Source organism: Ancylobacter sp. GW821-FHT10E12 (assembly GCF_058809335.1).
The window spans coordinates 47,194-68,043 of record NZ_JBXASN010000023.1; the positions used below are offsets into that span (position 1 = coordinate 47,194).

At 68.3% G+C, this 20,850-nt stretch carries 27 protein-coding genes; 6 read left to right on the top strand and 21 right to left on the bottom strand.

Annotated elements, in window-relative coordinates:
- Nucleotides 1-5: 5 nt before the first annotated feature.
- Entirely contained in the window at nt 6-455 is a 450-nt protein-coding gene (locus AC1RU4_RS23880; RefSeq protein WP_492893930.1) for a cupin domain-containing protein, read from the top strand.
- Between the two features lies 1 nt (nt 456).
- On the opposite strand, the gene yddG is transcribed toward AC1RU4_RS23880, so the two are convergent.
- The 3 genes from yddG to AC1RU4_RS23895 all read right to left on the bottom strand — a co-directional run bounded on the left by yddG (nt 457) and on the right by AC1RU4_RS23895 (nt 3,672).
- Nucleotides 457-1,335, bottom strand: a complete 879-nt coding sequence (yddG, locus tag AC1RU4_RS23885) for an aromatic amino acid exporter YddG (protein WP_492893932.1) — start codon at nt 1,333-1,335, stop codon at nt 457-459.
- Nucleotides 1,336-1,584: 249 nt separating this feature from the next.
- Entirely contained in the window at nt 1,585-2,310 is a 726-nt protein-coding gene (gene phbB, locus AC1RU4_RS23890; protein ID WP_492893934.1) for an acetoacetyl-CoA reductase, read from the bottom strand.
- A gap of 183 nt (nt 2,311-2,493) precedes the next feature.
- Nucleotides 2,494-3,672 (bottom strand): acetyl-CoA C-acetyltransferase, encoded by a 1,179-nt coding sequence (locus tag AC1RU4_RS23895; RefSeq protein WP_492893936.1) that lies wholly within the window; start codon nt 3,670-3,672, stop codon nt 2,494-2,496.
- Between the two features lie 237 nt (nt 3,673-3,909).
- Here AC1RU4_RS23895 and phaR point away from each other — a divergent pair, with 237 nt between their 5' ends.
- Entirely contained in the window at nt 3,910-4,530 is a 621-nt protein-coding gene (gene phaR, locus AC1RU4_RS23900; RefSeq protein WP_492893938.1) for a polyhydroxyalkanoate synthesis repressor PhaR, read from the top strand.
- Between the two features lie 90 nt (nt 4,531-4,620).
- On the opposite strand, the gene AC1RU4_RS23905 is transcribed toward phaR, so the two are convergent.
- The 3 genes from AC1RU4_RS23905 to mtgA all read right to left on the bottom strand — a co-directional run bounded on the left by AC1RU4_RS23905 (nt 4,621) and on the right by mtgA (nt 7,567).
- On the bottom strand, nt 4,621-6,339 hold the full coding sequence (locus AC1RU4_RS23905) for an EAL domain-containing protein (protein ID WP_492893940.1): 1,719 nt from the start codon (nt 6,337-6,339) through the stop codon (nt 4,621-4,623).
- A gap of 224 nt (nt 6,340-6,563) precedes the next feature.
- Nucleotides 6,564-6,749, bottom strand: a complete 186-nt coding sequence (gene rpmF / locus AC1RU4_RS23910; RefSeq protein ID WP_029353616.1) for a 50S ribosomal protein L32 — start codon at nt 6,747-6,749, stop codon at nt 6,564-6,566.
- Between the two features lie 143 nt (nt 6,750-6,892).
- Nucleotides 6,893-7,567 carry a monofunctional biosynthetic peptidoglycan transglycosylase gene (gene mtgA, locus AC1RU4_RS23915; RefSeq protein WP_492893942.1) on the bottom strand — a complete coding sequence of 225 codons (675 nt, stop codon included), beginning with the start codon at nt 7,565-7,567 and terminating at the stop codon, nt 6,893-6,895.
- Nucleotides 7,568-7,795: 228 nt separating this feature from the next.
- Here mtgA and AC1RU4_RS23920 point away from each other — a divergent pair, with 228 nt between their 5' ends.
- Both AC1RU4_RS23920 and AC1RU4_RS23925 read left to right on the top strand, forming a co-directional pair.
- Nucleotides 7,796-8,719 (top strand): polyprenyl synthetase family protein, encoded by a 924-nt coding sequence (locus tag AC1RU4_RS23920; protein WP_492894022.1) that lies wholly within the window; start codon nt 7,796-7,798, stop codon nt 8,717-8,719.
- Nucleotides 8,720-8,815: 96 nt separating this feature from the next.
- Complete coding sequence (locus AC1RU4_RS23925; protein WP_492893944.1) at nt 8,816-9,100, top strand: hypothetical protein; 285 nt, start codon at nt 8,816-8,818, stop codon at nt 9,098-9,100.
- Between the two features lie 129 nt (nt 9,101-9,229).
- On the opposite strand, the gene leuB is transcribed toward AC1RU4_RS23925, so the two are convergent.
- The 11 genes from leuB to AC1RU4_RS23980 all read right to left on the bottom strand — a co-directional run bounded on the left by leuB (nt 9,230) and on the right by AC1RU4_RS23980 (nt 17,151).
- Nucleotides 9,230-10,339: a 3-isopropylmalate dehydrogenase gene (gene leuB, locus AC1RU4_RS23930; protein ID WP_492893946.1), complete on the bottom strand. Its 1,110-nt coding sequence runs from the start codon at nt 10,337-10,339 to the stop codon at nt 9,230-9,232.
- A 193-nt stretch (nt 10,340-10,532) separates the two neighbouring features.
- Nucleotides 10,533-12,104, bottom strand: a complete 1,572-nt coding sequence (locus AC1RU4_RS23935; RefSeq protein ID WP_492893948.1) for a GMC family oxidoreductase — start codon at nt 12,102-12,104, stop codon at nt 10,533-10,535.
- Nucleotides 12,105-12,119: 15 nt separating this feature from the next.
- Nucleotides 12,120-12,653: a Twin-arginine translocation pathway signal gene (locus tag AC1RU4_RS23940; protein WP_492893950.1), complete on the bottom strand. Its 534-nt coding sequence runs from the start codon at nt 12,651-12,653 to the stop codon at nt 12,120-12,122.
- A 57-nt stretch (nt 12,654-12,710) separates the two neighbouring features.
- Nucleotides 12,711-13,106: a VOC family protein gene (locus AC1RU4_RS23945; RefSeq protein ID WP_492893952.1), complete on the bottom strand. Its 396-nt coding sequence runs from the start codon at nt 13,104-13,106 to the stop codon at nt 12,711-12,713.
- Between the two features lie 155 nt (nt 13,107-13,261).
- Entirely contained in the window at nt 13,262-13,591 is a 330-nt protein-coding gene (locus tag AC1RU4_RS23950; protein ID WP_492893954.1) for a ribbon-helix-helix domain-containing protein, read from the bottom strand.
- Between the two features lie 137 nt (nt 13,592-13,728).
- A complete protein-coding gene (locus tag AC1RU4_RS23955; protein WP_492893956.1) occupies nt 13,729-14,130 on the bottom strand; it encodes a RidA family protein in 402 nt (133 codons plus the stop codon).
- Between the two features lie 10 nt (nt 14,131-14,140).
- Nucleotides 14,141-14,746 (bottom strand): 3-isopropylmalate dehydratase small subunit, encoded by a 606-nt coding sequence (gene leuD, locus AC1RU4_RS23960; protein WP_492893958.1) that lies wholly within the window; start codon nt 14,744-14,746, stop codon nt 14,141-14,143.
- Between the two features lie 103 nt (nt 14,747-14,849).
- Entirely contained in the window at nt 14,850-15,266 is a 417-nt protein-coding gene (locus AC1RU4_RS23965; protein ID WP_492893960.1) for a metallopeptidase family protein, read from the bottom strand.
- Nucleotides 15,267-15,296: 30 nt separating this feature from the next.
- A complete protein-coding gene (locus tag AC1RU4_RS23970) occupies nt 15,297-15,428 on the bottom strand; it encodes a hypothetical protein (RefSeq protein WP_492893962.1) in 132 nt (43 codons plus the stop codon).
- An 11-nt stretch (nt 15,429-15,439) separates the two neighbouring features.
- Nucleotides 15,440-16,855, bottom strand: a complete 1,416-nt coding sequence (leuC, locus tag AC1RU4_RS23975; RefSeq protein ID WP_492893964.1) for a 3-isopropylmalate dehydratase large subunit — start codon at nt 16,853-16,855, stop codon at nt 15,440-15,442.
- Between the two features lie 98 nt (nt 16,856-16,953).
- Nucleotides 16,954-17,151 (bottom strand): hypothetical protein, encoded by a 198-nt coding sequence (locus AC1RU4_RS23980; RefSeq protein WP_492893966.1) that lies wholly within the window; start codon nt 17,149-17,151, stop codon nt 16,954-16,956.
- 109 nt (nt 17,152-17,260) lie between these two features.
- Between AC1RU4_RS23980 and AC1RU4_RS23985 the strand changes: the two genes are divergently transcribed.
- Nucleotides 17,261-17,854 carry a hypothetical protein gene (locus AC1RU4_RS23985; RefSeq protein ID WP_492893968.1) on the top strand — a complete coding sequence of 198 codons (594 nt, stop codon included), beginning with the start codon at nt 17,261-17,263 and terminating at the stop codon, nt 17,852-17,854.
- Between the two features lie 142 nt (nt 17,855-17,996).
- Nucleotides 17,997-18,245: a hypothetical protein gene (locus AC1RU4_RS23990; RefSeq protein ID WP_492893970.1), complete on the top strand. Its 249-nt coding sequence runs from the start codon at nt 17,997-17,999 to the stop codon at nt 18,243-18,245.
- Between the two features lie 142 nt (nt 18,246-18,387).
- On the opposite strand, the gene rplS is transcribed toward AC1RU4_RS23990, so the two are convergent.
- The 4 genes from rplS to rpsP all read right to left on the bottom strand — a co-directional run bounded on the left by rplS (nt 18,388) and on the right by rpsP (nt 20,734).
- Entirely contained in the window at nt 18,388-18,795 is a 408-nt protein-coding gene (gene rplS / locus AC1RU4_RS23995) for a 50S ribosomal protein L19 (RefSeq protein ID WP_492893972.1), read from the bottom strand.
- A 103-nt stretch (nt 18,796-18,898) separates the two neighbouring features.
- Entirely contained in the window at nt 18,899-19,591 is a 693-nt protein-coding gene (gene trmD, locus AC1RU4_RS24000; protein WP_492894024.1) for a tRNA (guanosine(37)-N1)-methyltransferase TrmD, read from the bottom strand.
- Nucleotides 19,592-19,668: 77 nt separating this feature from the next.
- Nucleotides 19,669-20,208, bottom strand: coding sequence for a ribosome maturation factor RimM (gene rimM / locus AC1RU4_RS24005; RefSeq protein ID WP_492893974.1), 540 nt, complete (start codon nt 20,206-20,208; stop codon nt 19,669-19,671).
- 166 nt (nt 20,209-20,374) lie between these two features.
- Nucleotides 20,375-20,734, bottom strand: a complete 360-nt coding sequence (gene rpsP, locus AC1RU4_RS24010) for a 30S ribosomal protein S16 (RefSeq protein WP_492893976.1) — start codon at nt 20,732-20,734, stop codon at nt 20,375-20,377.
- Between the last annotated feature and the right edge of the window lie 116 nt (nt 20,735-20,850).

The following is a 20,850-nucleotide window of genomic DNA, read 5'->3' on the forward strand; positions in this document are numbered from 1 at the left end:
GCGCCATGGCCGCTCCCACGCTTTCGTCCCTCTCCGCCGCCGGCGTCATCGCCCGGCTCGGTCTGGCGCCGCACCCGGAAGGCGGGCATTTCCGCGAGACCTTCCGCGATCCGCACCGGCTCGAGGACGGACGTTCCGCCTCGACCGCGATCTATTTCCTGCTGGCGGCCGGCGAAACGTCGCACTGGCACCGCGTCGACGCGGTGGAGATCTGGCACTGGCACGCCGGCGCGCCGCTGCGGCTCTCGCTGGCATCGAGCGATGCCGGGCCGGTGCAGCACCTGGCCCTCGGCCCCGACATCCTCGCCGGCGAGGAGCCGCAGCGCGTGGTGCCGCGCGGCGCCTGGCAGGCGGCGCGCAGCCTCGGCGACTGGACGCTGGTCGGCTGCACCGTGGCGCCGGGCTTCGAATTCGCCGGCTTCGAGCTCGCCCCGCCCGGCTGGGAGCCGGGCTGAACTACCTTCTGGCCAGCAATGTCGCCACGCAGGCGCCACCGACGATGAGCGCGCAGGCCCCGGCGAGCGCCCAGCTGGCGCTGGCGAAGCCGGCGGCGACCAGCAGCAGCGTCGACAGCACCGGCGCCGCATAGGAGGCGACGCCGAGCAGGCGGATGTCGCCGCGCTTCATGCCGATGTCCCAGGTATAGAAGGCGATGCCGACCGGCCCGATGCCGAGCGCCGCCACCGCCAGCCATTCCCCGGCCCCCGACGGCCAGATCGCCGGCTCGAAGACGAGATGGCACGGCACCGACAGCGCCGCGGTGGCGAGGCAGAAGCCGGCCACCGCCTCGGTCGGCACGCGGGCGAAACGGCGGGCCAGCACCGAATAGCTCGACCAGATCACCGCGCACATCGCCGCCGCCGCATAGCCGGGCAGATAATCCGGTGAGAAGCCGAAGCCGCCGGCCCGCGCGCCCAGCAGCAGCACCGTGCCGGCGAGCCCCATCAGCGCGCCGACGATATGCGCCGGCCGCAGCTTTTCCCCCGGCAGCGCCGCCGACATCAGCACGATGAGCAGCGGCCACAGATAGGCGATGAGGCCCGCCTCCGCCGGCGGCGCCAGCTTCAGCGCCGAGAAATAGAAGAAGTGATAGCCGAACAGCCCACCGACGCCATGCAGCCACACCCGCCAGGGCTGGCGCAGCACCGAGAGGCCGACGCCGCGCGCCAGCGCCGCGCCGAGCCCCACCGCGCCGCCGATGGCGAAGGTGAGCGCGGTGAGCAGGAAGGGCGGCACCGCCCCGGTCGCCGAGGTGGCGAGCGCCAGCGTCGCCCAGAGCAGGATGGCGGAGAAGCCGGTGAGCGTGGCGGCATTGCGGGAGATCGGGCGGGACATCGGGCGGGCACGTCTCTCAGGGGCAAGGACGGTCGCCCAAGGCGGCCGGCATTTCAAAACGACACGGACTCGCCAAGGCGAGGCTCGCCAGGACGGAACTTGCCAAGAATGGCATCTGCCGGGGGCGGCGGATCCTCCAGAACAATTCCGGCCGCCAGGGGCGGCAGGCCTCCCAAAGCAACACCGGCCGCCGAGGCGACCGGTGCGGATCGTTCAATACCGAGGTCGGCACGGTGCCGGCAAGGCCTGTCAGGCCATGAACTGCCCGCCATTGGCGCTCAGCGTCGAGCCGGTGATGAAGGCCGCGTCGTCCGCCGCCAGGAACACCACGCAGCGGGCGATCTCCTCCGGCTCGCCGAGCCGGCCGACCGGAATCTGCGGCAGCACCTTCTTCTCCAGCACCTCCTGCGGCACCGCCTTCACCATCTCGGTGCCGATATAGCCCGGGCAGATGGCGTTGACGGTGACGCCCTTGGCGGCCCCCTCCTGCGCCAGCGACTTGACGAAGCCGATCTCGCCGGCCTTCGACGCCGAGTAGTTGCACTGCCCCATCTGGCCCTTCTGGCCGTTGATGGAGGAAATGCAGACGATGCGCCCGAAACTGCGCTCGCGCATGCCCTCGATCACCTGCCGGCACATGTTGAACAGCGAATTGAGGTTGACGTTGATCACCGCCTGCCAGTGATCGAGGCTCATCCTGTGCAGCATGACGTCGCGGGTGATGCCGGCATTGTTGACCAGCACGTCCACCGGACCGAGCTCGGCCACGACCTTGGCGACCCCCGCCTTGCAGGCCTCGAAATCCGACACGTCCCATTTGAAGGTCGGGATGCCGGTCTCGGCGGTGAACGCCGCGGCGGCCTCGTCGTTGCCGGCGTAGTTGGCGGCGACCTTGTAGCCGGCCGATTTAAGAGCCTTGCTCACGGCAGCCCCGATCCCGCGGGTGCCACCCGTTACCAACGCGACGCGACTCATCTGAAAATCCCCTTCTGGCTTCCGTCCCGGAACCTACGACGGCTTGTACGTCGTTTTTATTTGGCGGCAAGGCGGACAAAGCGCCTCGCCTCGCTTCATTCCCGCATGCCCGGCAGGTAGTGCCCGGCAGATGATGCCCGGCAAATGACGGCCGGCGGCGCGGCGTGCGCGCCGCCGGGTGCGTCAGTCGCGCTCGATGCACATGGCGATGCCCATGCCGCCGCCGATGCACAGCGTGGCGAGGCCCTTCTTGGCGTCGCGCTTCTGCATCTCGTAGAGCAGCGTGGTCAGGATGCGCGCGCCGGAGGCCCCGATCGGGTGGCCGATGGCGATGGCGCCGCCATTGACGTTGACCTTCGAGGTGTCCCAGCCGAGATCCTTGTTCACCGCGCAGGCCTGGGCGGAGAAGGCCTCGTTGGCCTCGACAAGATCGAGGTCGGCAGCGGTCCAGCCGGCCTTTTCCAGCGCCTTGCGCGAGGCCGGGATCGGGCCGGAGCCCATGATCGCCGGATCGACGCCGGCCTGCGCCCAGGACACGATGCGCGCCAGCGGCTTGGCGCCGCGCGCGGCGGCGGTTTCGGCGCTCATCAGCACGATGGCGGCGGCGCCGTCATTGATGCCGGACGCGTTGCCGGCGGTCACGGTGCCGTCCTTGGAGAAGGCCGGGCGCAGCTTGGCCATGCTGTCGATGGTGGCGCCGTGGCGCGGATATTCGTCATCGGCCACCACCACGTCGCCCTTGCGGGTAGAGATGGTGACGGGGGCGATCTCATCCTTGAAGCGGCCGGCCTTCTGTGCCGCTTCCGCCTTGTTCTGCGAGCCGACCGCGTGCTGGTCCTGCTGCTCGCGGGTGATCTGCCACTGGCGCGCCACGTTCTCGGCGGTCGTGCCCATGTGGTAGCCGTTGAAGGCGTCCCACAGGCCGTCCTTGATCATGGTGTCGACCAGTTCGAGATTGCCCATCTTGGTGCCGTTGCGCAGGTTCGCGCAGTGGGTCGCCTGGCTCATCGATTCCTGGCCGCCGGCGACCACGATGTCGCTGTCGCCATTGGCGATCGCCTGGAAGCCGAGCGCCACCGCGCGCAGGCCGGAACCGCAGAGCTGGTTCACGCCCCAGGCCGGGCTTTCCACCGGAATGCCGGCAGCGACCGAGGCCTGGCGCGCCGGATTCTGGCCGGCACCGGCGGTGAGGATCTGGCCCATGATGGTTTCGCTCACCTCGCCGGGGGCGACACCGGCCCGCTCCAGCGCCGCGGTGATGGCGATCTTGCCGAGCTCATGGGCCGGCAGGGAGGAGAGCGCGCCGTTGAACGCTCCCACGGGCGTGCGCGCGGCGCCGACGATGACGATGCCGTCTTTCATGTTTGAACGTCCTCCGATGGGATAAGCATTGGCGCAGGACCTGAACGTCCCGCACGGGGATGGAACAATTGTACCGTTATCGTGGTGATGTCGTGTGACGCATGTCAATGGCCGGCCGGCGGGCGCCGATATTATACCAGTGCGGCCCCATGGCGCCGCCATCCGATAATCCTGTAGCCCTCAGATCGGAAACGCCCTAGAGTTTTCAAGGGGAAACAAGCAAGGCATGCGGATCCTATGGCCAAATCCAACGAACCCGTGACCATCAAGAAATATGCGAACCGCCGGCTCTACAACACCGGCACCAGTACCTATGTCACGCTCGAGGACCTCGCCTTGATGGTGAAGAACGGCGAAGATTTCGTCGTCTACGACGCCAAGTCCGGCGAGGACATCACCCACTCCGTCCTGACCCAGATCATTTTCGAGCAGGAAGGCAAGGGTCAGAATCTCCTGCCTATCAACTTCCTGCGCCAGATCATCCGCTTTTACGGCGACAGCATGCAGATGCTGGTTCCGCGTTATCTCGACATGTCTATCGAGAACTTCACCCGCGACCAGGAGAAGTTCCGCGACCAGTTCACCAAGACCTTCGGTGTCGGCGGATTTCCCACCGGCGGCTTTCCCACCGGTGGCTTTCCCACTGCCGGCTTCGGCGCGATGGAAGAGCAGGTGCGCCGGAACATCGACATCTTCGACCGCACCTTCAAGATGTTCCTGCCCAACGCCACCCGAGACGAGGCCGCCCCGGCCGCCGTACCGGCGGTCAAGCCGGACGATCTCGACGAGCTCAAGCGGCAGGTCGCCGAGATGCAGAAGCGTCTCGACAAGCTGGGCGACGACGAGGCCAAGAAATAACCGGCCGAGACGTAGCGCGGCCGGGAAATAGTGCCGCCAGGACATGACCCGGCGAAGCGGAAGCGCCCGCCGGGCGGCCGGGCCGCCGCCTCAGCGCAGCGGCTCTGGACGGCCGAGGCCGATCAGCTGGCCCTGGAGATAGGTGCAGCCCCAGGCGGCGAGCTGGCCGGCGGTCGGCTCGTCGAGCACCCATTCGGCCACCGTGCTCATGCCGAGATTGGCGGCAAGCTCGATCAGCGCCCGCACGAACTGCCGGTCGGGCTCGGATTGCATCAGCCCGGCGACGAAGCTGCCATCGATCTTCAGCATGTCGACGCCGAGTTGGCGCAGGCTGCGGAACGAGGTGTAGCCCACCCCGAAATCGTCGATCGCCACCCGGCAGCCGAGCCCGTGCAGCCAGTCTATGCTCCGGCGGACGCGCTCGATATCCACCAGCCGGGCGCTCTCGGTGATCTCGACGATCAGCCGCCGGCACAGCCCGTCATAGGCGTGCGAGGCCATCAGTCCGATCCAGCCGCCATCGTCCAGGCTGGCCGGCGAGACGTTGACCGAGAGATGCAGGAGCGGATCGGCGGCGAGCGCGGCGAAGGCGAGCTCCAGCGTGCGCCGGTCGATCAGCCCGATCAGGCCGAAACGTTCGGCGGCCGGAATGACGGCGGCGCCGTCGAACACGCAGCCATCATGGCCATGCACCCGCACCAGCGCCTCGTGGAAGGCGATCGACCGGCCGACCGTCTCGGCGACGGGCTGATAGGCGAGGCCGACGCGGCGCTCGTCCAGCGCACGCACGATATCGTCGGCAAAGCGCAGATTGGCGCGGCGCTCCTCGCCGCGGTCGAGCGCCGGCGTGAACAGCGCAAAGGCGCCGCGACTGGCCTGGCGGGCACGGTGCAGCGTGTCCTGGGCGCGGTTGAAGACCTCCGTCAGCGTTCCCGCCTGCTGCGGCGCCGTCAACGCGCCGGCGGTGACGGAGGCGGCGATCGCCCCCTCCTCCGTGTGCGGCGGCGTCGCGTTGATCGCGCGCACGATGTCGCGGACCCGGCCGGCGAGGTCCCCGCCTTCCTGCAACCGCAGCAGCAAACCGAAGGTGCCGACCGCGAATCGTCCCATCGCCTCGCCCTCGTCGAGCTCGGCGCGCAGCCGGCGGCGGAATATCTCGATGGCTTGGTCGACGATCGCGAAGCCATAGGCGTCATTGAGCCGGGCGATATCGTCGATGCCGACCATCGCGAAGCCGAAATCCGTGCCGGTCTGCTCGGCCCGCGCCAGCCAGTCCTCCACCAGCATGGCGAGCGGCCGGCGGCCCGAGCCGGCATTGGGCAGGATGCGGGCGACGCCGCGGGCGAGAGGACGGGCCTCGCCGGCCGGGGCGTGCTCGCCGCCGGTCTCGTCTGGCCGAATCAGGCCGAGCACCCGCTCCACCCGGCCGCGTGCGTCGAAATGGCAGACCCCGCGGTCGACGAGGTGCAGTTCCCGCAAGCCGTCGGCCCCCGCGAGCCGCACGCTGTAGCGAATGTCGAATTGCTGCGGTTCGCCGACGAGCCCCGCCGACACGCAGGCCTCCACCGCCTCGGGGCGCCCGCGCCCGCTGCCCGGCACGATGATCGACGCATAGGCCCGCCCGGTGGCGAAGGCGCGGCCGGCATCGCTGCCGAGGAAGGAGGACGCCGAGGCGCTCCACTGGAGGCTGTCGTCGGACAGGCGCCACTCATAGGCGACCGCACCGGCCGCGTCCTGCGCGCGAGCGAGATCGCCCAGCGTCGCCATTCTGCCGAGATCCGGCACCGTTGCGCTCGTCGCCTCAGCCATGAAAATCCGCCGAATCCGGCATTCCGCCCCATCGGCTACCATAACACTTTTCGCGAAGACTTTTCGTGTCCTGCCGATCTCCCGGTCCCGGCGCGGATGACGGTGTGTCCGCCGGGGGCCAAACCGGCCTGCCGACGACAAAAAGCGCGGCCGTGGGACGACCGCGCCTTCATCATCCTGACGATGCCGCCGGTTGCGACGGGCTGCGCCCGCCGCCGCCGCGATCAGGCCTCGGCCTTGACCTTCAGCACCTGCCGACCGCGATACATTCCGGTCTTCAGGTCGAGGTGGTGCGGACGGCGAAGCTCGCCGGAATCCTTGTCCTCGATATAGGTGGGCTGCTTCAGCGCATCGGCCGAGCGGCGCATGCCGCGACGCGACGGGCTGGTCTTCTTCTTCGGAACGGCCATGGTCTCAACTCCTGTGCCGGCGGTCCTGTGGTGGCTTATCTCGGATCACCGAGTGGGCCGGCGCCGGGTAGCTCGTATTTCGAGTGGCGGCTTATACAGACTCATGCGCGCGAACGAAAGGGGGGCCGAGGCAAACTGTGCCGTCATGATGACAGGCACGCCGTCAGCTCCGCTCCCTCGCGCGGCAACCGCGCCTGCAGGCGGGCGGCGAGGCGCGACAGGCCGGGGCCGGGCCGGGCCGCGTCGCGCCGGTGCGGGTTCGGCAGCATCACGGCGAGCAGCGCCGCCTGCCGCGGGCCGAGCTGCGCCGCCGGCACCTTGAAGGCCCGCTGCGCCGCCGCCTCGGCGCCGAATTCGCCATCCGGCCCCCATTCGGCGATGTTGAGATAGATCTCGATCTGCCGCCGCTTGCTGAGCACGAGGTTGAGATACAGCGCCAGCGGCATTTCCAGCCCCTTGCGGATGACGCTGCGGCCGTTCCACAGGAACAGGTTCTTGGCGAGCTGCATGGTGATGGTGGACGCCCCGCGGGACGGTTCCCCGTCATCCGCATCGTCGATGACATTCTGCAGCTCGACGAGGTCGATGCCGTTATGCAGGCAGAATCGCGCGTCCTCGGAGGCGAGCACGGAGCGCACCAGCACCGGCGAGATCCGGTCGAGCGGCACCCAGATCCGCTCCACCCGCTGCAGGGTCGCCCAGCGGGCGAGCATCAGCGTCGAGACCGGATTGATGAAGCTGTAGAACAGCGCCAGCACCAGCGGCGCCATCACCATCACGAACGCCGTCTTCCAGATCCATGGTAGCAGCCTGCGCATCCCGCCTCCCCTTGAACCGACAAACCTAGAGTGTTTTCGGGGGAAGTGGATTCCGGTTCGCGTAAAGAAAGCGCGATAGGGTAAAAGCCTGCGGCCGCTCGGGACGGCTCCGCCAGGTCGCACCGGCCCTGCGGGCGACGCGCCGCTTGACCGCCGCCGCCGGCTCGGGCACGCAGCCCGGATGACCGGATGCGCCCCACCGACATGCACCCCACCGAATTGCACCCCATGACCCCGACCGACCCCGATCTGCTCGCCGCCGCCCTCGCCCGCTGCGCCGATGCCGTCGCCGCCGCGCTCGAACGGGAGATCGCGCGCATGAGCCCGGTGAGCGAGCGGCTGGCCGCGGCGATGCGCCATGCCGCGCTGGCCGGCGGCAAGCGGTTGCGCCCGTTCCTCGTCATCGAGAGCGCCGCGCTGTTCGGCGTGCCGATGGCTTCCGCGCTGCCGGCGGCGACCGCGCTCGAATGCGTGCATTGCTATTCGCTGGTGCATGACGACCTGCCGGCCATGGACGACGACGACCTGCGCCGCGGCCAGCCCACCGTCCACCGCGCCTATGACGAGGCCACCGCCATCCTCGCCGGCGACGCGCTTCTCACCCTCGCCTTCGAGCTGTTGGCGAGTCCCGAAGCCGATGCCGACCCGGCGGTGCGCATCGCCCTCGTCGCCGCGCTCGCCCGCGCCGCCGGCGGCGAAGGCATGGTCGGCGGCCAGATGCTCGACCTCGCCGCCGAGGGCCGGTTCGCCGATGCCGGCCGCCCGGCCCCGGACCTTGCCGGCGTCGCCCGCCTGCAGCAGCTGAAGACCGGCGCGCTGCTGCGCCAGGCCTGCGAGGCCGGCGCACTGCTCGGCCGCGCCTCGCCCACTGAGGCGGCGAATCTCGAAACCTATGCCCGCGCTGTCGGCCGCGCCTTCCAGATCGCCGACGACCTGCTCGACGTCGAGGGCGACGCTGCCACCGTCGGCAAGGCGGTCGGCAAGGACATGCAGGCCGGCAAGGCCACGTTCGTCGAGCTGCTCGGCATCGACGGCGCGCGGGCCGAGCTGGCGCGGCTGGTGGACGAGGCCCATTGCGCGCTCGCCGGCTTCGGCCCGCGCGCCACACTTCTCAAGGAAGCGGCGCGTTTCATCGCCGATCGGCGGAATTAGTCATCCTCCCATCTCGACGGAACGCCTGCTTGTCTCCATGTTTAAGGTGACGTAAGCGTCGCTTCGCGATGCTGGTTGCGTCGCCCGGAGGTTCACATGCGTTTCGCCCCGCCCGCCCAGCTTGCCGCCGTTGCTCTCCTCGTGGCCGGCTCCGCCCTCGCCGCCTTGCCCGCCGCCGCGCAGGATCAGCCCACCCGCATCATCATCCGCAAGCCGCCGCCGCGGTCCTTTCTGGATCCCGGCCCCAATGTGCGGCCGGGCACCAGCCGCGACCTCAATTATGTCGGGCTGAAGAGCTTCTATTTCCCGGAATACGGCACCGACAGCACCATCACCGGCACCCGCTGGCCGCTTCCCGGCCCGTACGACCTGCCGCGCTGATCCGATCGGCGCCCTGCGGCACCGAACCTCCGCTGACTGACATCGAAAAGCCCGGCCGCCATTTCTGGCGCGCCGGGCTTTTGCTTGGCAGGGGTCGTCTGGTGGGCTCTCGCGGCGCGGCCGATTCGCTCAGGCCGCGGCGGCGAGCTCGACCAGCAGCGCGTCGCCCATGCCCTCGGTGCCGACCACGGTCGCGCCTTCCGCCTTGATGTCGTTGGTGCGGTAGCCCTTGTCCAGCACCCCGGCGATCGCCTTCTCGATGCGGTCGGCCGCCTCGCCCTGGCCGAAGGAATAGCGCAGCGCCATGGCCAGCGAGCCGATCATGGCGATCGGGTTGGCGAGGCCCTTGCCGGCAATGTCCGGCGCGGCGCCGTGCACCGGCTCGTAGAGCGCGCGGCGCTTGCCGGTCAGTTCCTCCACCACGCCGAGCGAGGCGGAGGGCAGCATGCCGAGCGAGCCGGTCAGCATCGCCGCCACGTCGGAGAGGATGTCGCCGAACAGGTTGTCGGTCACCAGCACGTCGAACTGCTTCGGCGCCCGCACCAGCTGCATGGCGCAGGAATCGGCAAGCTGGTGCTCCAGCGCCACGTCGCCGTACTCGGCGCCGTGCACCTCGCTCACCACCTGCTTCCACAGCACGCCGGACTTCATCACGTTGTGCTTCTCCGCCGAGACCACCTTGTTGCGGCGGGTGCGGGCGAGCTCGAAGGCGACGCGGGCGATGCGCTCGATCTCGTAGGATTCGTAGACCTGGGTATCGATGGCGCGCTTCTGGCCGTCGCTGAGGTCGGTGATGGTCTTGGGCTCGCCGAAATAGACGCCGCCGGTCAATTCGCGCACGATGAGGATGTCGAGGCCCTCGACCAGCTCGCGCTTGAGGCTGGAGGCGTCGGCGAGCGCCGGATAGCACAGCGCCGGGCGCAGATTGGCGAAGAGCTGCAGGTCCTTGCGCAGGCGCAGCAGGCCGGCTTCCGGGCGCGCCTCATAGGCGACATGGTCCCATTTCGGACCACCGACCGCGCCGAGCAGGATGGCGTCGGCGGCGAAGGCGCGCTTCATCGCGTCCTCGGAGATCGGCGCGCCGCACTGGTCGTAGGCGGCGCCGCCGACGAGGTCCTCCTCGACCGCGAAGGACGCGAGGCCGCTCGCCTCCAGCCAGGAGATCACCCGCTTCACCTGCGCCATGACTTCGGTGCCGATGCCGTCGCCGGGAAGGAGGAGGAGCTTGTGGGTGGCCATGGGGGTCCCTCGCCTGTGCTGGGTCTGACTTGTTGGGCGAGCGGAGTGCTAATGGCTGGCGCCGCCGCTGGCAAGCGGGACGGACCGGGTCCCGGCGCAAACGCAGCGGATGGGGAGAGACGCGAGAAGAAGCGGCATGCGCATTCCTCCCTCTCCCCGGCGGGGAGAGGGAGCAAGATGGCCGACCTGCCGGTCAGATCGAGTTCTTCGACATCTCGCCGGCGATGAAATCCGCCTGCCGGATCGCCAGCGCCACGATGGTCAGCGTCGGGTTCTCCGCGCCGCCGGTGGTGAACTGGCTGCCGTCCGAGATGAACAGGTTCGGCACGTCATGGGTCTGGCCGTGCTTGTTGACGACGCCGTCGCGCGGCTTTTCGCTCATCCGGTTGGTGCCGAGATTATGCGTCGAGGGATAGGGCGGCGTCGGCAGGGTGCGCACCGCGCCCACCGATTCGTACATCGCCGAGCCCTGCCTGTAGGCGTGGGTGCGCATGGCGATGTCGTTCGGGTGGTCGTCGAAATGCACGTCGGCGACCGGCAGGCCGTTCTTGTCCTTCACCTCGGTATTGAGGGTGACGCGATTGGTCTCCTGCGGCATGTCCTCGCCGACGATCCACAGGCCGGCCATGTTCACATATCCATCCATGGCGGAGGTGAAGGAGCGCCCCCAACCGCCGGGATCGAGGAAGGCGGCCATGAAGGGCAGGCCGAGCGACAGCGTCTCCATCTCGTAGCCGCCGACGAAGCCGCGCTTGTCGTCGAAGGCCGCCTCGTCGCGCACGATGCCGGCCATGGTGGTGCCGCGATACATGTGCACCGGCTTCTCGAAGATGCCGTAGACCGACCCCGTCATGTGGCGCATGTAGTTGCGTCCCACCTGGCCGGAGGAGTTGGCGAGCCCGTCCGGGAACATGCTGCTCGCCGAGTTGAGCAGCAGGCGCGGGCTCTCGATCGAGTTGCCGGCCACCGCGACGATGCGGGCCTTCTGGCGCTGCGTCTTGCCGTCCTTGTCGACATAGACGACGCCGGTCGCCTTGCCGGCATTGTCGTGCTCGATCTTCAGCACCATCGATTCCGGGCGCACTTCGAGATTGCCGGTTTCCTCGCCGCGCGGAATCTCGGCGATCAGCGTCGACCATTTGGCGCCCGACTTGCAGCCCTGGAAGCAGAAGCCGATCTGCTGGCAGGAGCCGCGATCGGCGCGCGGCTGGCTGTTGATCGCCATGCGGCCGGTCGAGACCTCCTTGTAGCCGACCTTCTTGGCGCCGGCCTCGAACACCTTGAAGTTGTTGTTGCCGGGCAGGCCGGGAATGCCGTTGGTGCGCGTCACCCCCATCTTGTCCTCGGCCTTGGCGTAATAAGGCTCGAGTTCGCTGAGGGTGATCGGCCAGTCGAGCAGGTTGGCGCCCTCGACATCGCCATAGGTGGTGCGGGTTCTGAACTCGTGCTCCTGGAACCGCAGCGAGGCGCCAGCCCAGTGCACCGTCGAGCCGCCGACCGACTTCACGATCCAGGCCGGCAGGTTGGGGAAGTTCTTGTGCACGCGCCACGAGCCGGAGGTGGTGCGCATGTCGGTCCAGGCGAGCTGGGAGAAGCTGTCCCACTCGTTATTGACGAAATCCTCCATGTTGTGCCGCTTGCCGGCCTCCAGGATCACCACCTTGGCGCCCTTGAGGGCGAGCTCGGTGCCGAGCGTGCCGCCGCCGGCGCCGGAGCCGACAATGACGACGACGGAATCATCGTTGAGATCGAAGGGTGCTGCCATCGGACTGTCCTCCGCTCAGAGCCAGGCGAGATCGTTGAAGCCGCGGTCGATGTAACCGCCCTTGTCGGCCGAGGACCCCTCGTAGCCGAAGATCGGCCACACTTCCTCCTGGTTGTAGAGGCTGACGACGAGGCCGCCGCGCACCTTCTGGAAGAAGGCGCCGTCCTCGATCTCGCGCAGGATCGCGGTGCGCTGCTCCTCCCAGCCGATATCGGCATAGGCGACGCCGTGCCTGGCCCTGGCCAGCGTATCGAGGGTGATCACCCCCTCCTCGACCATGGCCTTGGCCGCCGGGTCCTTGGCGGCGGTCTCGTAGGGCTTCATGGCGATGGCGTAGAAGCGGTCGGCGAGCCTGTCATGGGGATAGACGTCGCGCGCCATCACGATCAGCGTGCGCATCGTCTCGGGCTTCAGGTTCGTGACCTCGAGACCCCAGGCCTCGCGCGGATTGATGACCGCGAGGCCGGAGACCATGAGCGCGCCGGTGGCGCCCATCATCCCCAGCAGGGTCCGGCGCGAGGGTCCGCGCCGGTCGATCAATGTCGTCATGGCTTCCTCCTAAGTATTTCGTCTTGTTTTTGTAGGTTGATGAGACGTTGGCGCGTCCTACTTGTAGCGGCCGTACTTCTGCAGAACCTCGATCTTGTAGCCATCTGGATCGGTGACGAAGAAGAACTTCGCCAGCAGCGTGCCCTCGCGGAAGAATTCCTTCACCGGATTGGGATTGAGCCCGAGGTCGGCGAAACGCGCGTGCTCGGCATCGAGATCGTCGACCGCGAAGGCGATGTGCCCATAGCCGTCGCCGAGCGCGTAGGGCTCGGTCCGGTCGTGATTGATGGTGAGCTCGACTTCGAAATCGGCGTCGGAGTTGCGGAGATAGACGAGGGTGAAGCCGTCGAAGGCGAAGCGGTCGGCGATGCCGAGCCCGAACGCCCTGGCGTAAAAATCGACGGAGCGCGCCTCGTCGAGCACGCGGATCATGGAATGTATGGCCTTGGCCACCTGCAGCACCTCCGGTTGAGCGATAGCGCCCGATGGGAGGATGCTAGGCCGCGGCCCGGCCGCGTGGTGGTAGGCTGCTAGCACATCGCGCGGATGTGCTTTTGCGTGGACATGCTTTTGCGCGGGAACGCCGGCCGATGCCGCGCCGGGGCCGGCTACTCGGCGGCTTCCAGATGCAGCTCGCTCGCGCGGGCATAGCGCGGCCGCGACGCCGGCTTGGCCGTGCGCACCTCGTCGAGATAGATCAGGCAGGAACAGCGCAGCAGCGAGGCGAAGTTGCGCACCTCGCCATGCAGTTCCAGCACCTCGTCATGCAGCCGGGTCACGAACTTGCCGAGGCTCATCCCCTGATGGGCGGCCACCTGTTCGAGAATCGCCCAGAACGCCGCCTCGAGCCGAATCGAGGTGGAATGGCCGCCTATCCGCACCGAGCGCGTCTGGAACTCATAGGTGTCGGGCGCTTGGCCGGCGAAGATGTGGCACATGGGGCGTCTCCCGGAGGCGTCGTTTTGATTTTGAACGATTCCACTCCCGCAGAGCCCGCCTGTAAAGGCGAAAATGCGCAGCCCCTCCCCTCGGACAACCGCCGCCCCGGGGCAAGACGGCGCCCGCTCCTCCCGGCTCAGCCCGGACGGCGCGCCGTGACCTCGATCTCGATCTTCATCTCCGGCTTGAGCAGGCCGGCGACGATCAGCGTCGCGGCCGGGCGCACGGTGCCGAAATACTGGCCGAAGATCGGCAGCACCCGCGCGGCGTAGCGGGCCTCGGTCACGATGTAGCGCACCCGCACCACGTCGCCGAGGCAGGAGCCGGCCTGCTTGAGCGTTGCCTCGATGTTGCGGAAGCAGCCGTGCGCCTGCGCCTCGACGCTGTCCGGCAGGACCATGGTGGCATAGTCGTAGCCGGTAGTACCGGAGACGAAGATGTCGTTCCCGTCCACCACCGCCCTGGAATAGCCGGCCTCGATCTCGAAGGGCGAGCCGGTGGAGATGAGGCGACGCCCGGCCATGCCTGTCTCGCTCATTGCCGGTACCTCACGCCCAGGGCCGCGCTTCGGCGAGCTTCGATTCGTAGTCGTGGATCTTGTCCGCCTTCACCTGGGTGAGGCCGATATCGTCGAGGCCGTTCAGCAGGCAATGCTTGCGGAACGGGTCGATCTCGAAGGAGATCCGGCCGCCGTCCGGGCCGGCAATGGTCTGGCTGGCGAGGTCGACGGTGATCACCGCGTTGGAGCCGCGCGAGGCGTCGTCGAACAGCGCTTCCAGCTGCTCCGGCGTCACCACGATCGGCAGGATGCCGTTCTTGAAGCAGTTATTGTAGAAGATGTCGGCGAAGGACGTGGAGATCACGCAGCGAATGCCGTGGTCCAGCAGCGCCCAGGGCGCGTGCTCGCGCGAGGAGCCGCAGCCGAAATTGTCGCCGGCGACGATGATGCTGGCATTCCGGTAGGCCGGCTTGTTGAGCACGAAATCCGGGTTGTCCGACCCGTCGTCGTTGTAGCGCAGGTCCGAGAACAGGCCGCGACCGAGGCCGGTGCGCTTGATCGTCTTCAGGTATTGCTTGGGGATGATCATGTCGGTGTCGACATTGACCAGTGGCAGCGGCGCCGCCACCCCGGTCAGCGTGGTGAACTTGTCCATCGTCGTCTCCCGGATCGCGTCGCCCGCAACGCGATCGATTCAAAAAGTCGCCGCGCCCGCCGGGCGGCGCCAGCCTTGGTTCGAAGAGGCAGGGCGCACGCCCTCACCCCGCTTCATCCTCCAGCCGCTCCATATCGTCGTCGGAGAGGCCGAAATGGTGGCCGATCTCGTGGATCAGCACATGGGTCACGATCTTTCCCAGCGTCTCGTCGTGCTCGGCCCAATAGTCGAGGATCGGGCGGCGATAGAGCCAGATCATGTTGGGCATGGCGAAGGGCGCGCTCTGATAGCCTTGCGCGAGCCCGACGCCGTGGAACAAGCCGAGGAGATCGAAGGGCGTTTCCGCCTCCATCTCCTCCATGACCTCGTCGGTCGGGAAGTCGGTCACCTGCACCACGACATTGCCGCACATCGCCCGGAAGCGCCGAGGCAGCCGCTCGAAAGCCGCCTCGGCGATCACCTCCATCTGCGCCAGCGTCGGCGCCTTGACCGGCCCCCAGGCCATGGGATCGCCTGCCATGGGATCTTCGGCCAACCCGCTCATGGAACCTCAGCGCAGATAGGTGAAGATGAGCCAGGCGCCGAGCCCGAGCCCGCAGACGATCGCCAGCCCACGCCCGATCCGCCGCCCCCAGAGCTCAACCGGGTCGTTCTCCGGGGGATCGGCATAGGGGTGGGACACGGCGCTACCCCTCAGCCGATGCGCGGCCACTGGCGGATGTCGACGAAGCGGCCGGCAATCGCCGCCGCCGCCGCCATCGCCGGCGAGACCAGGTGGGTGCGTCCCTTGTGGCCCTGCCGTCCCTCGAAATTGCGATTCGAGGTGGAGGCGCAGCGCTCCTCCGGGCCGAGCTTGTCGGCATTCATCGCGAGGCACATCGAGCAGCCCGGCTCGCGCCAGTCGAAGCCGGCCGCCTTGAAGATGGCGTCCAGCCCCTCGGCCTCGGCCTGCAGCTTCACGAGGCCCGAGCCCGGCACGATCATGCCGGACACGCCCTCGCGGATCGTGTGGCCGGCGACGATCTGCGCCGCCGCCCGAAGATCCTCGATGCGGGCATTGGTGCAGGAGCCGATGAACACCTTGTCGATGGCGATGTCGGTGATCTTGGTCCCGGCCTTGAGGCCCATATAGGCGAGCGCCCGGCGCTTGGCCTCGCGCTTGCCCTCGTCGTCGAACGAGTCGGGATCCGGCACCATGCCTTCCACCGAGATCACGTCCTCCGGGCTGGTGCCCCAGGAGACGATGGGGGGCAGCGCCGCGCCGTCGAGCCGCACTTCCTTGTCGAAGAAGGCGCCCTCGTCGGTGCGCAGCGTGTCCCAGTAGCGCAAGGCGGCGTCCCACGCGGCACCCTTCGGCGCGCGCGGGCGATCCTTCACATAGGCGAAGGTGGTCTCGTCGGGCGCCACCATGCCGGCGCGGGCACCGCCCTCGATCGACATGTTGCAGACCGTCATCCGGCCTTCCATCGACAGGTTGCGGAACACCTCGCCGGCATATTCGATGACATAGCCGGTGCCGCCGGCGGTGCCGGTGGCGCCGATGATGGCGAGGGTCACGTCCTTGGCGGTCACGCCGTCGGGCAGCTTGCCGTCGACGCTGACGCGCATGTTCCGGCTCTTCTTCTGGATCAGCGTCTGGGTGGCGAGCACATGCTCCACCTCCGAGGTGCCGATGCCATGGGCGAGCGCGCCGAAGGCGCCATGCGTCGAGGTGTGGCTGTCGCCGCACACGATGGTGGTGCCCGGCAGGGTGAAGCCCTGCTCCGGGCCGATGACGTGGACGATGCCCTGGCGCTTGTCGAGTTCGTTGAAATACTCGATGCCGAAATCGCGCGCGTTCTCGGCCAGCGTCTCGACCTGCATCCGGCTCTCGGGATCCTCGATGCCGAAGCGCCGGTCGGTGGTCTGCACGTTGTGGTCGACCACGGCGAGCGTCTTGGCCGGCGCATGCACCTTGCGACCGGCGACGCGCAGCCCCTCGAAGGCCTGCGGGCTGGTCACCTCATGCACGAGGTGGCGGTCGATATAGATGAGGCAGGTGCCGTCTTCCTGGCGGTCCACGATATGGTCGTCGAAAATCTTGTCGTACAGGGTGCGGGGAGCGGACATGCTCATCCTCGGCTTCTTGAAAGGAGATCGGGAAAGGGCGGGCCGGATGGCGGCCTTTGCGCGGCCGGGAACGCATCAGGGCGCGTTCCGGGCGGCGCTCAGCTAAGGCCCGCGACCGCGCAGGCGGTGAAGCGGCCGAAGAACCGCGCCGGCAGGCGCACATGGTCCGGCACGGCGGCAAAGCCGATCGTGGTCGGCAGGCGGCGGCGCGCTTCCGGGCGCGCGACATCGTCCGGGCCCGCGGCCATTGCCGCCGCCGGAACAGTGCTCCCGCCGTGCCGAATACGCTCGATCATGGAACACTTCTAGCAAGTCTGCGGCCGCCAAACAAGGAATGTCGCGCAAGACGACCCCGCTCGTCTTCCATGCTACCGTTCCGCTACGTCATTCCTTGAGGGCCGGTCGATGATCACGCGGAAACGAGCATCGACCGCCGCCCTGCGGCGCGCGGCGCGGCCGGCTCTCCTGGCCCTCGGGTTCATGCTGGGCGGCGAGGCGGCCTATTGCCAGACCGGCGCAGCGGATGCGCCCAAAACCCGCCGCTTCGACTATGTCTCCGGCATCGTCTGGGCCTGCAGCCCGGCGCCCGGCCTGCAATGGACCGGGCAGGCCTGCCGGACGCTTGCCGCCGATTTCAGGCAGCGCGCCGCAGCGGCGAGGCTCCCCTTCGCCGAGATGCCGGTCACCGCGGACTTCGCGCGGGAGAAGCTCGCCAGCATCGACGGGCTCGACCGCGACAAGGCGGTCCGCGTGCTGTGGACCTTCGCGGAGGACCAGCAGACCAAGGGCCGGATAAGCGCGGGGATGAGCAGCAACATCATCTATGAGCCCACCAAGAAGGATCATCCGAACATCGTGCCGGGCCAGCGGATTCCGATGAATTTCTATGCGCAGTCGGTGCTGTTCGATCCCGGCGTCACCGTGGCGGATGCCGACGCTTTCCTGAAGAGCATTACGGAATCGTTCTTTGAGGTCGGCGAGACGAAGGTGGCACCGTGAAATGCGGCATAGAATAATGTATTATACAGTATTTCACGCGCATGCTCTTCGTTGAAAAAGGCATGCCCCAACGTCATGAATAGATAGCCGAACAGATGTCCATGCGCTAGATTTACCGGGACAGGTCCCGGAGAGCCCCGCCATGCGCCCGAGCGATATCGTACTGATCGCCGCCGCCGCCGGAGCCTTGATCATGGCGCTCGAGTCGCGCAACCGTATCGACCTCGCCCAGCCGCAGCCGATCGCCGTGCCGGCGGACAACTCGCTCATCACCTGCCCGCTGCGCAAGCCGGACTTCGCCACCGTGATGCAGGCCGCCTTCCTCGGCGACGGCACCCTGCTGGTCGAGCAGCAGACCCGCACCAAGGTTCGCCACATCAAGGATTGCTGAAGGCGCCCTCGACCGGCGGCAGGCGCACAAGCGCCGCTCCGTCCCGAGGAGCCGCCGGCACCCCACGCCAAAACAAAAAGCCGGGGCGAGCCCCGGCTTTCCGTCTGTTCCGTTCAAAAAGGCGCGGATCACGCGAGACCGATCACTCGGCGGCGACCGGCGCACCCTTCTTGCCCTTGCCGGCGTTCTTGTCCTGGCGCTCGGCGATACGGGCCGACTTGCCGCGACGGTCGCGCAGGTAATACAGCTTCGCGCGGCGCACCTTGCCGCGGCGGACAACCTTCAGGCTGTCGATGTTCGGCGAATAGAGCGGGAAAACGCGCTCCACGCCTTCGCCGTAGGAAATCTTTCGGACGGTGAAGTTCTCGTTGATGCCGCCGCCGGAGCGGGCGATCACCACGCCTTCATAGGCCTGAACGCGGGTGCGCTCGCCTTCCTTCACCTTCACGTTCACGATCACGGTATCGCCGGGCTGGAAGTCCGGGATCGTCTTGGTGGCGGAGAGCTTCTCCACCTGCTCGGCATCGAGCTGCCCGATAATGTCGACCATAATATCACCTCTTACGGACTGGTCCGGCTACCGGCCGTCCGCATCTTGCTGTTTTCAGTTGGAACAGTGATGGCGCGCCCTATACGCCATGTCGGCTTGCTTGTCATTCCCTATTCGTCTTCTTCGTCATCCGCACGTCACGCGTGGCGGCATGGGCCGCCCAGAGATCCGGCCGGCGCTCGCGCGTGGCGGCCTCCGCCTGCTCGCGGCGCCAGCGCGCCACCCTGGCATGATCGCCGCTGGAGAGGATGGCCGGGATCTCCAGCCCCTCGAAGCTCTGCGGGCGGGTATATTGCGGATATTCCAGCAGCCCGGCCGAGAAACTCTCCTCGGTGCCGGATTCGGGATGCCCCATGACGCCCGGCAGCAGCCGCACGCAGGCGTCGACGAGCACCAGCGCGCCGATCTCGCCGCCGGAGAGCACCACGTCGCCGACGCTGACCTCCTCGAGGTTCCGCGCGGCGACGAGCCTGTCGTCGACTCCCTCGAAACGCCCGCAGACGATGACCACCCCCTCCCCCGCCGCCAGTTCCCGCACGCGGGCCTGGGTGAGCGGACGGCCGCGCGGGGTCATCAGCAGGCGCGGGCGGGTGTCGCCCGGCGGCGAGGCGGCGTCCACCGCCTTCGCCAGCACGTCGACGCGCATCACCATGCCCGGCCCGCCGCCGGCCGGGGTGTCGTCGACCGAGCGATGACGGTCGCTCGCCTGCTCGCGCGGATCGAGCGTGTCGAGCGCCCAGCCGCCCTGCGCCAGCGCCCGGCCGGCCAGCGACAGGCCGAGCGGGCCGGGAAACATGTCGGGGAAGATGGTGACGATTGAGGCGCGCCAGGCGGGCGCCGTCGGCGGCGGCGTGATCGGGATTGTCACCGCGATCATCCCCCGTCGGCGTCGTCCGGCTTCGTCGCCGGCTCGGCCCATTCGCCGGGCTCGACGGTGAGCCGGCCGCCGGCAATGTCGACCGCCGGCACCGCCGCCTTGGTGAAGGGCAGCATCAGCGTGCCCGCGCCCTCGCGGGCGATCTCCAGAATGTCGCCGGCGCCGAAATCATGCACCGCCACCACCTTGCCGAAGATCTCGCCCTCGGCGGTCATGGCGGTCAGGCCGATCAGGTCGGCATGGTAGAAATCGTCCTCGTCCTCCGGCGGCGGCAGCAGCGCGCGGTCGACATGCAGCCCCTCATTGGTGAGGGCTTCCGCGGCCTCGCGGCTGTCGACGCCCTTGAGGCGGGCAACGAAATGATCCTTGGCCGGCCGCAGCGCGGTCAGCTCGAAGACGCGCGTGCCGGTCGCGTCGGTCAGCGGGCCGTACTCGACCAGCGAGGACGGGTCCTGCGCGAAGATGAACAGCCGCACGTCGCCGCGCACCCCGTGCGGGGCGCCGATGCGGGCGAGAAGGACGCGGTCGGTCGGCATGCGTGAAACCCGAAGCCAGATGGAGGGCGCCTCCCCTGGGGGAGACGAGCGCGCACCGCCGCTCCCCCAGAGGGAACGGCGGTGCGCGGCGCCGGCATGCTGAGGCACCGGGCAGCGCCCGGACCATTCACAGGACGGGATAGGGCGGCCGGGGCCGCCCGTCATCTCACTCGGCAGCGGCAGCCGCGGCTTCGGCGGCCTTGGCGGCAGCGGCGGCGCGCTCCTGGGCCTTCTTGCCGGGGACGGCCTTCTCGGGGTTGCTGCGCGCGGCGCGCTTGGCAACGTCGAGGCTGTCGAGGAAGCGGGCGACGCGGTCGGTCGGCTGGGCGCCCTTGGCGAGCCAGGCCTTGGCCTTCTCGACGTCGAGGACGAAGCGGTCGGCGGCGTCCTTGGGCTTCAGCGGATCGAAGGTGCCGATCTTCTCGATGAAACGGCCATCGCGCGGGGAGCGCGAGTCAGCGACGACGATGCGGTAATAGGGACGCTTCTTGGCGCCGCCACGGGCGAGACGGATCTTGAGGGACATGTTGGTTTCCTTTCAGGTACAGGCTTTTACGTCGTATCGGTTGGTAGCGGCCGTCATCCCGGGCGAAGAGAGCGCAGCGAACGCAGATCCGGGATCGCTTGCCGCGCGAGGCGGGG

Coding starts and splice junctions, on each gene's coding strand:
- AC1RU4_RS23880 (WP_492893930.1), top strand. CDS start 6: ATGGCCGCTCCCACGCTTTCGTCCCTCTCCGCCGCCGGCGTCATCGCC.
- yddG (WP_492893932.1), bottom strand. CDS start 1,335: ATGTCCCGCCCGATCTCCCGCAATGCCGCCACGCTCACCGGCTTCTCC.
- phbB (WP_492893934.1), bottom strand. CDS start 2,310: ATGAGTCGCGTCGCGTTGGTAACGGGTGGCACCCGCGGGATCGGGGCT.
- AC1RU4_RS23895 (WP_492893936.1), bottom strand. CDS start 3,672: ATGAAAGACGGCATCGTCATCGTCGGCGCCGCGCGCACGCCCGTGGGA.
- phaR (WP_492893938.1), top strand. CDS start 3,910: ATGGCCAAATCCAACGAACCCGTGACCATCAAGAAATATGCGAACCGC.
- AC1RU4_RS23905 (WP_492893940.1), bottom strand. CDS start 6,339: ATGGCTGAGGCGACGAGCGCAACGGTGCCGGATCTCGGCAGAATGGCG.
- rpmF (WP_029353616.1), bottom strand. CDS start 6,749: ATGGCCGTTCCGAAGAAGAAGACCAGCCCGTCGCGTCGCGGCATGCGC.
- mtgA (WP_492893942.1), bottom strand. CDS start 7,567: ATGCGCAGGCTGCTACCATGGATCTGGAAGACGGCGTTCGTGATGGTG.
- AC1RU4_RS23920 (WP_492894022.1), top strand. CDS start 7,796: ATGACCCCGACCGACCCCGATCTGCTCGCCGCCGCCCTCGCCCGCTGC.
- AC1RU4_RS23925 (WP_492893944.1), top strand. CDS start 8,816: ATGCGTTTCGCCCCGCCCGCCCAGCTTGCCGCCGTTGCTCTCCTCGTG.
- leuB (WP_492893946.1), bottom strand. CDS start 10,339: ATGGCCACCCACAAGCTCCTCCTCCTTCCCGGCGACGGCATCGGCACC.
- AC1RU4_RS23935 (WP_492893948.1), bottom strand. CDS start 12,104: ATGGCAGCACCCTTCGATCTCAACGATGATTCCGTCGTCGTCATTGTC.
- AC1RU4_RS23940 (WP_492893950.1), bottom strand. CDS start 12,653: ATGACGACATTGATCGACCGGCGCGGACCCTCGCGCCGGACCCTGCTG.
- AC1RU4_RS23950 (WP_492893954.1), bottom strand. CDS start 13,591: ATGTGCCACATCTTCGCCGGCCAAGCGCCCGACACCTATGAGTTCCAG.
- AC1RU4_RS23955 (WP_492893956.1), bottom strand. CDS start 14,130: ATGAGCGAGACAGGCATGGCCGGGCGTCGCCTCATCTCCACCGGCTCG.
- leuD (WP_492893958.1), bottom strand. CDS start 14,746: ATGGACAAGTTCACCACGCTGACCGGGGTGGCGGCGCCGCTGCCACTG.
- AC1RU4_RS23965 (WP_492893960.1), bottom strand. CDS start 15,266: ATGGCAGGCGATCCCATGGCCTGGGGGCCGGTCAAGGCGCCGACGCTG.
- leuC (WP_492893964.1), bottom strand. CDS start 16,855: ATGTCCGCTCCCCGCACCCTGTACGACAAGATTTTCGACGACCATATC.
- AC1RU4_RS23980 (WP_492893966.1), bottom strand. CDS start 17,151: ATGATCGAGCGTATTCGGCACGGCGGGAGCACTGTTCCGGCGGCGGCA.
- AC1RU4_RS23985 (WP_492893968.1), top strand. CDS start 17,261: ATGATCACGCGGAAACGAGCATCGACCGCCGCCCTGCGGCGCGCGGCG.
- AC1RU4_RS23990 (WP_492893970.1), top strand. CDS start 17,997: ATGCGCCCGAGCGATATCGTACTGATCGCCGCCGCCGCCGGAGCCTTG.
- rplS (WP_492893972.1), bottom strand. CDS start 18,795: ATGGTCGACATTATCGGGCAGCTCGATGCCGAGCAGGTGGAGAAGCTC.
- trmD (WP_492894024.1), bottom strand. CDS start 19,591: ATGTTTCCCGGCCCGCTCGGCCTGTCGCTGGCCGGCCGGGCGCTGGCG.
- rimM (WP_492893974.1), bottom strand. CDS start 20,208: ATGCCGACCGACCGCGTCCTTCTCGCCCGCATCGGCGCCCCGCACGGG.
- rpsP (WP_492893976.1), bottom strand. CDS start 20,734: ATGTCCCTCAAGATCCGTCTCGCCCGTGGCGGCGCCAAGAAGCGTCCC.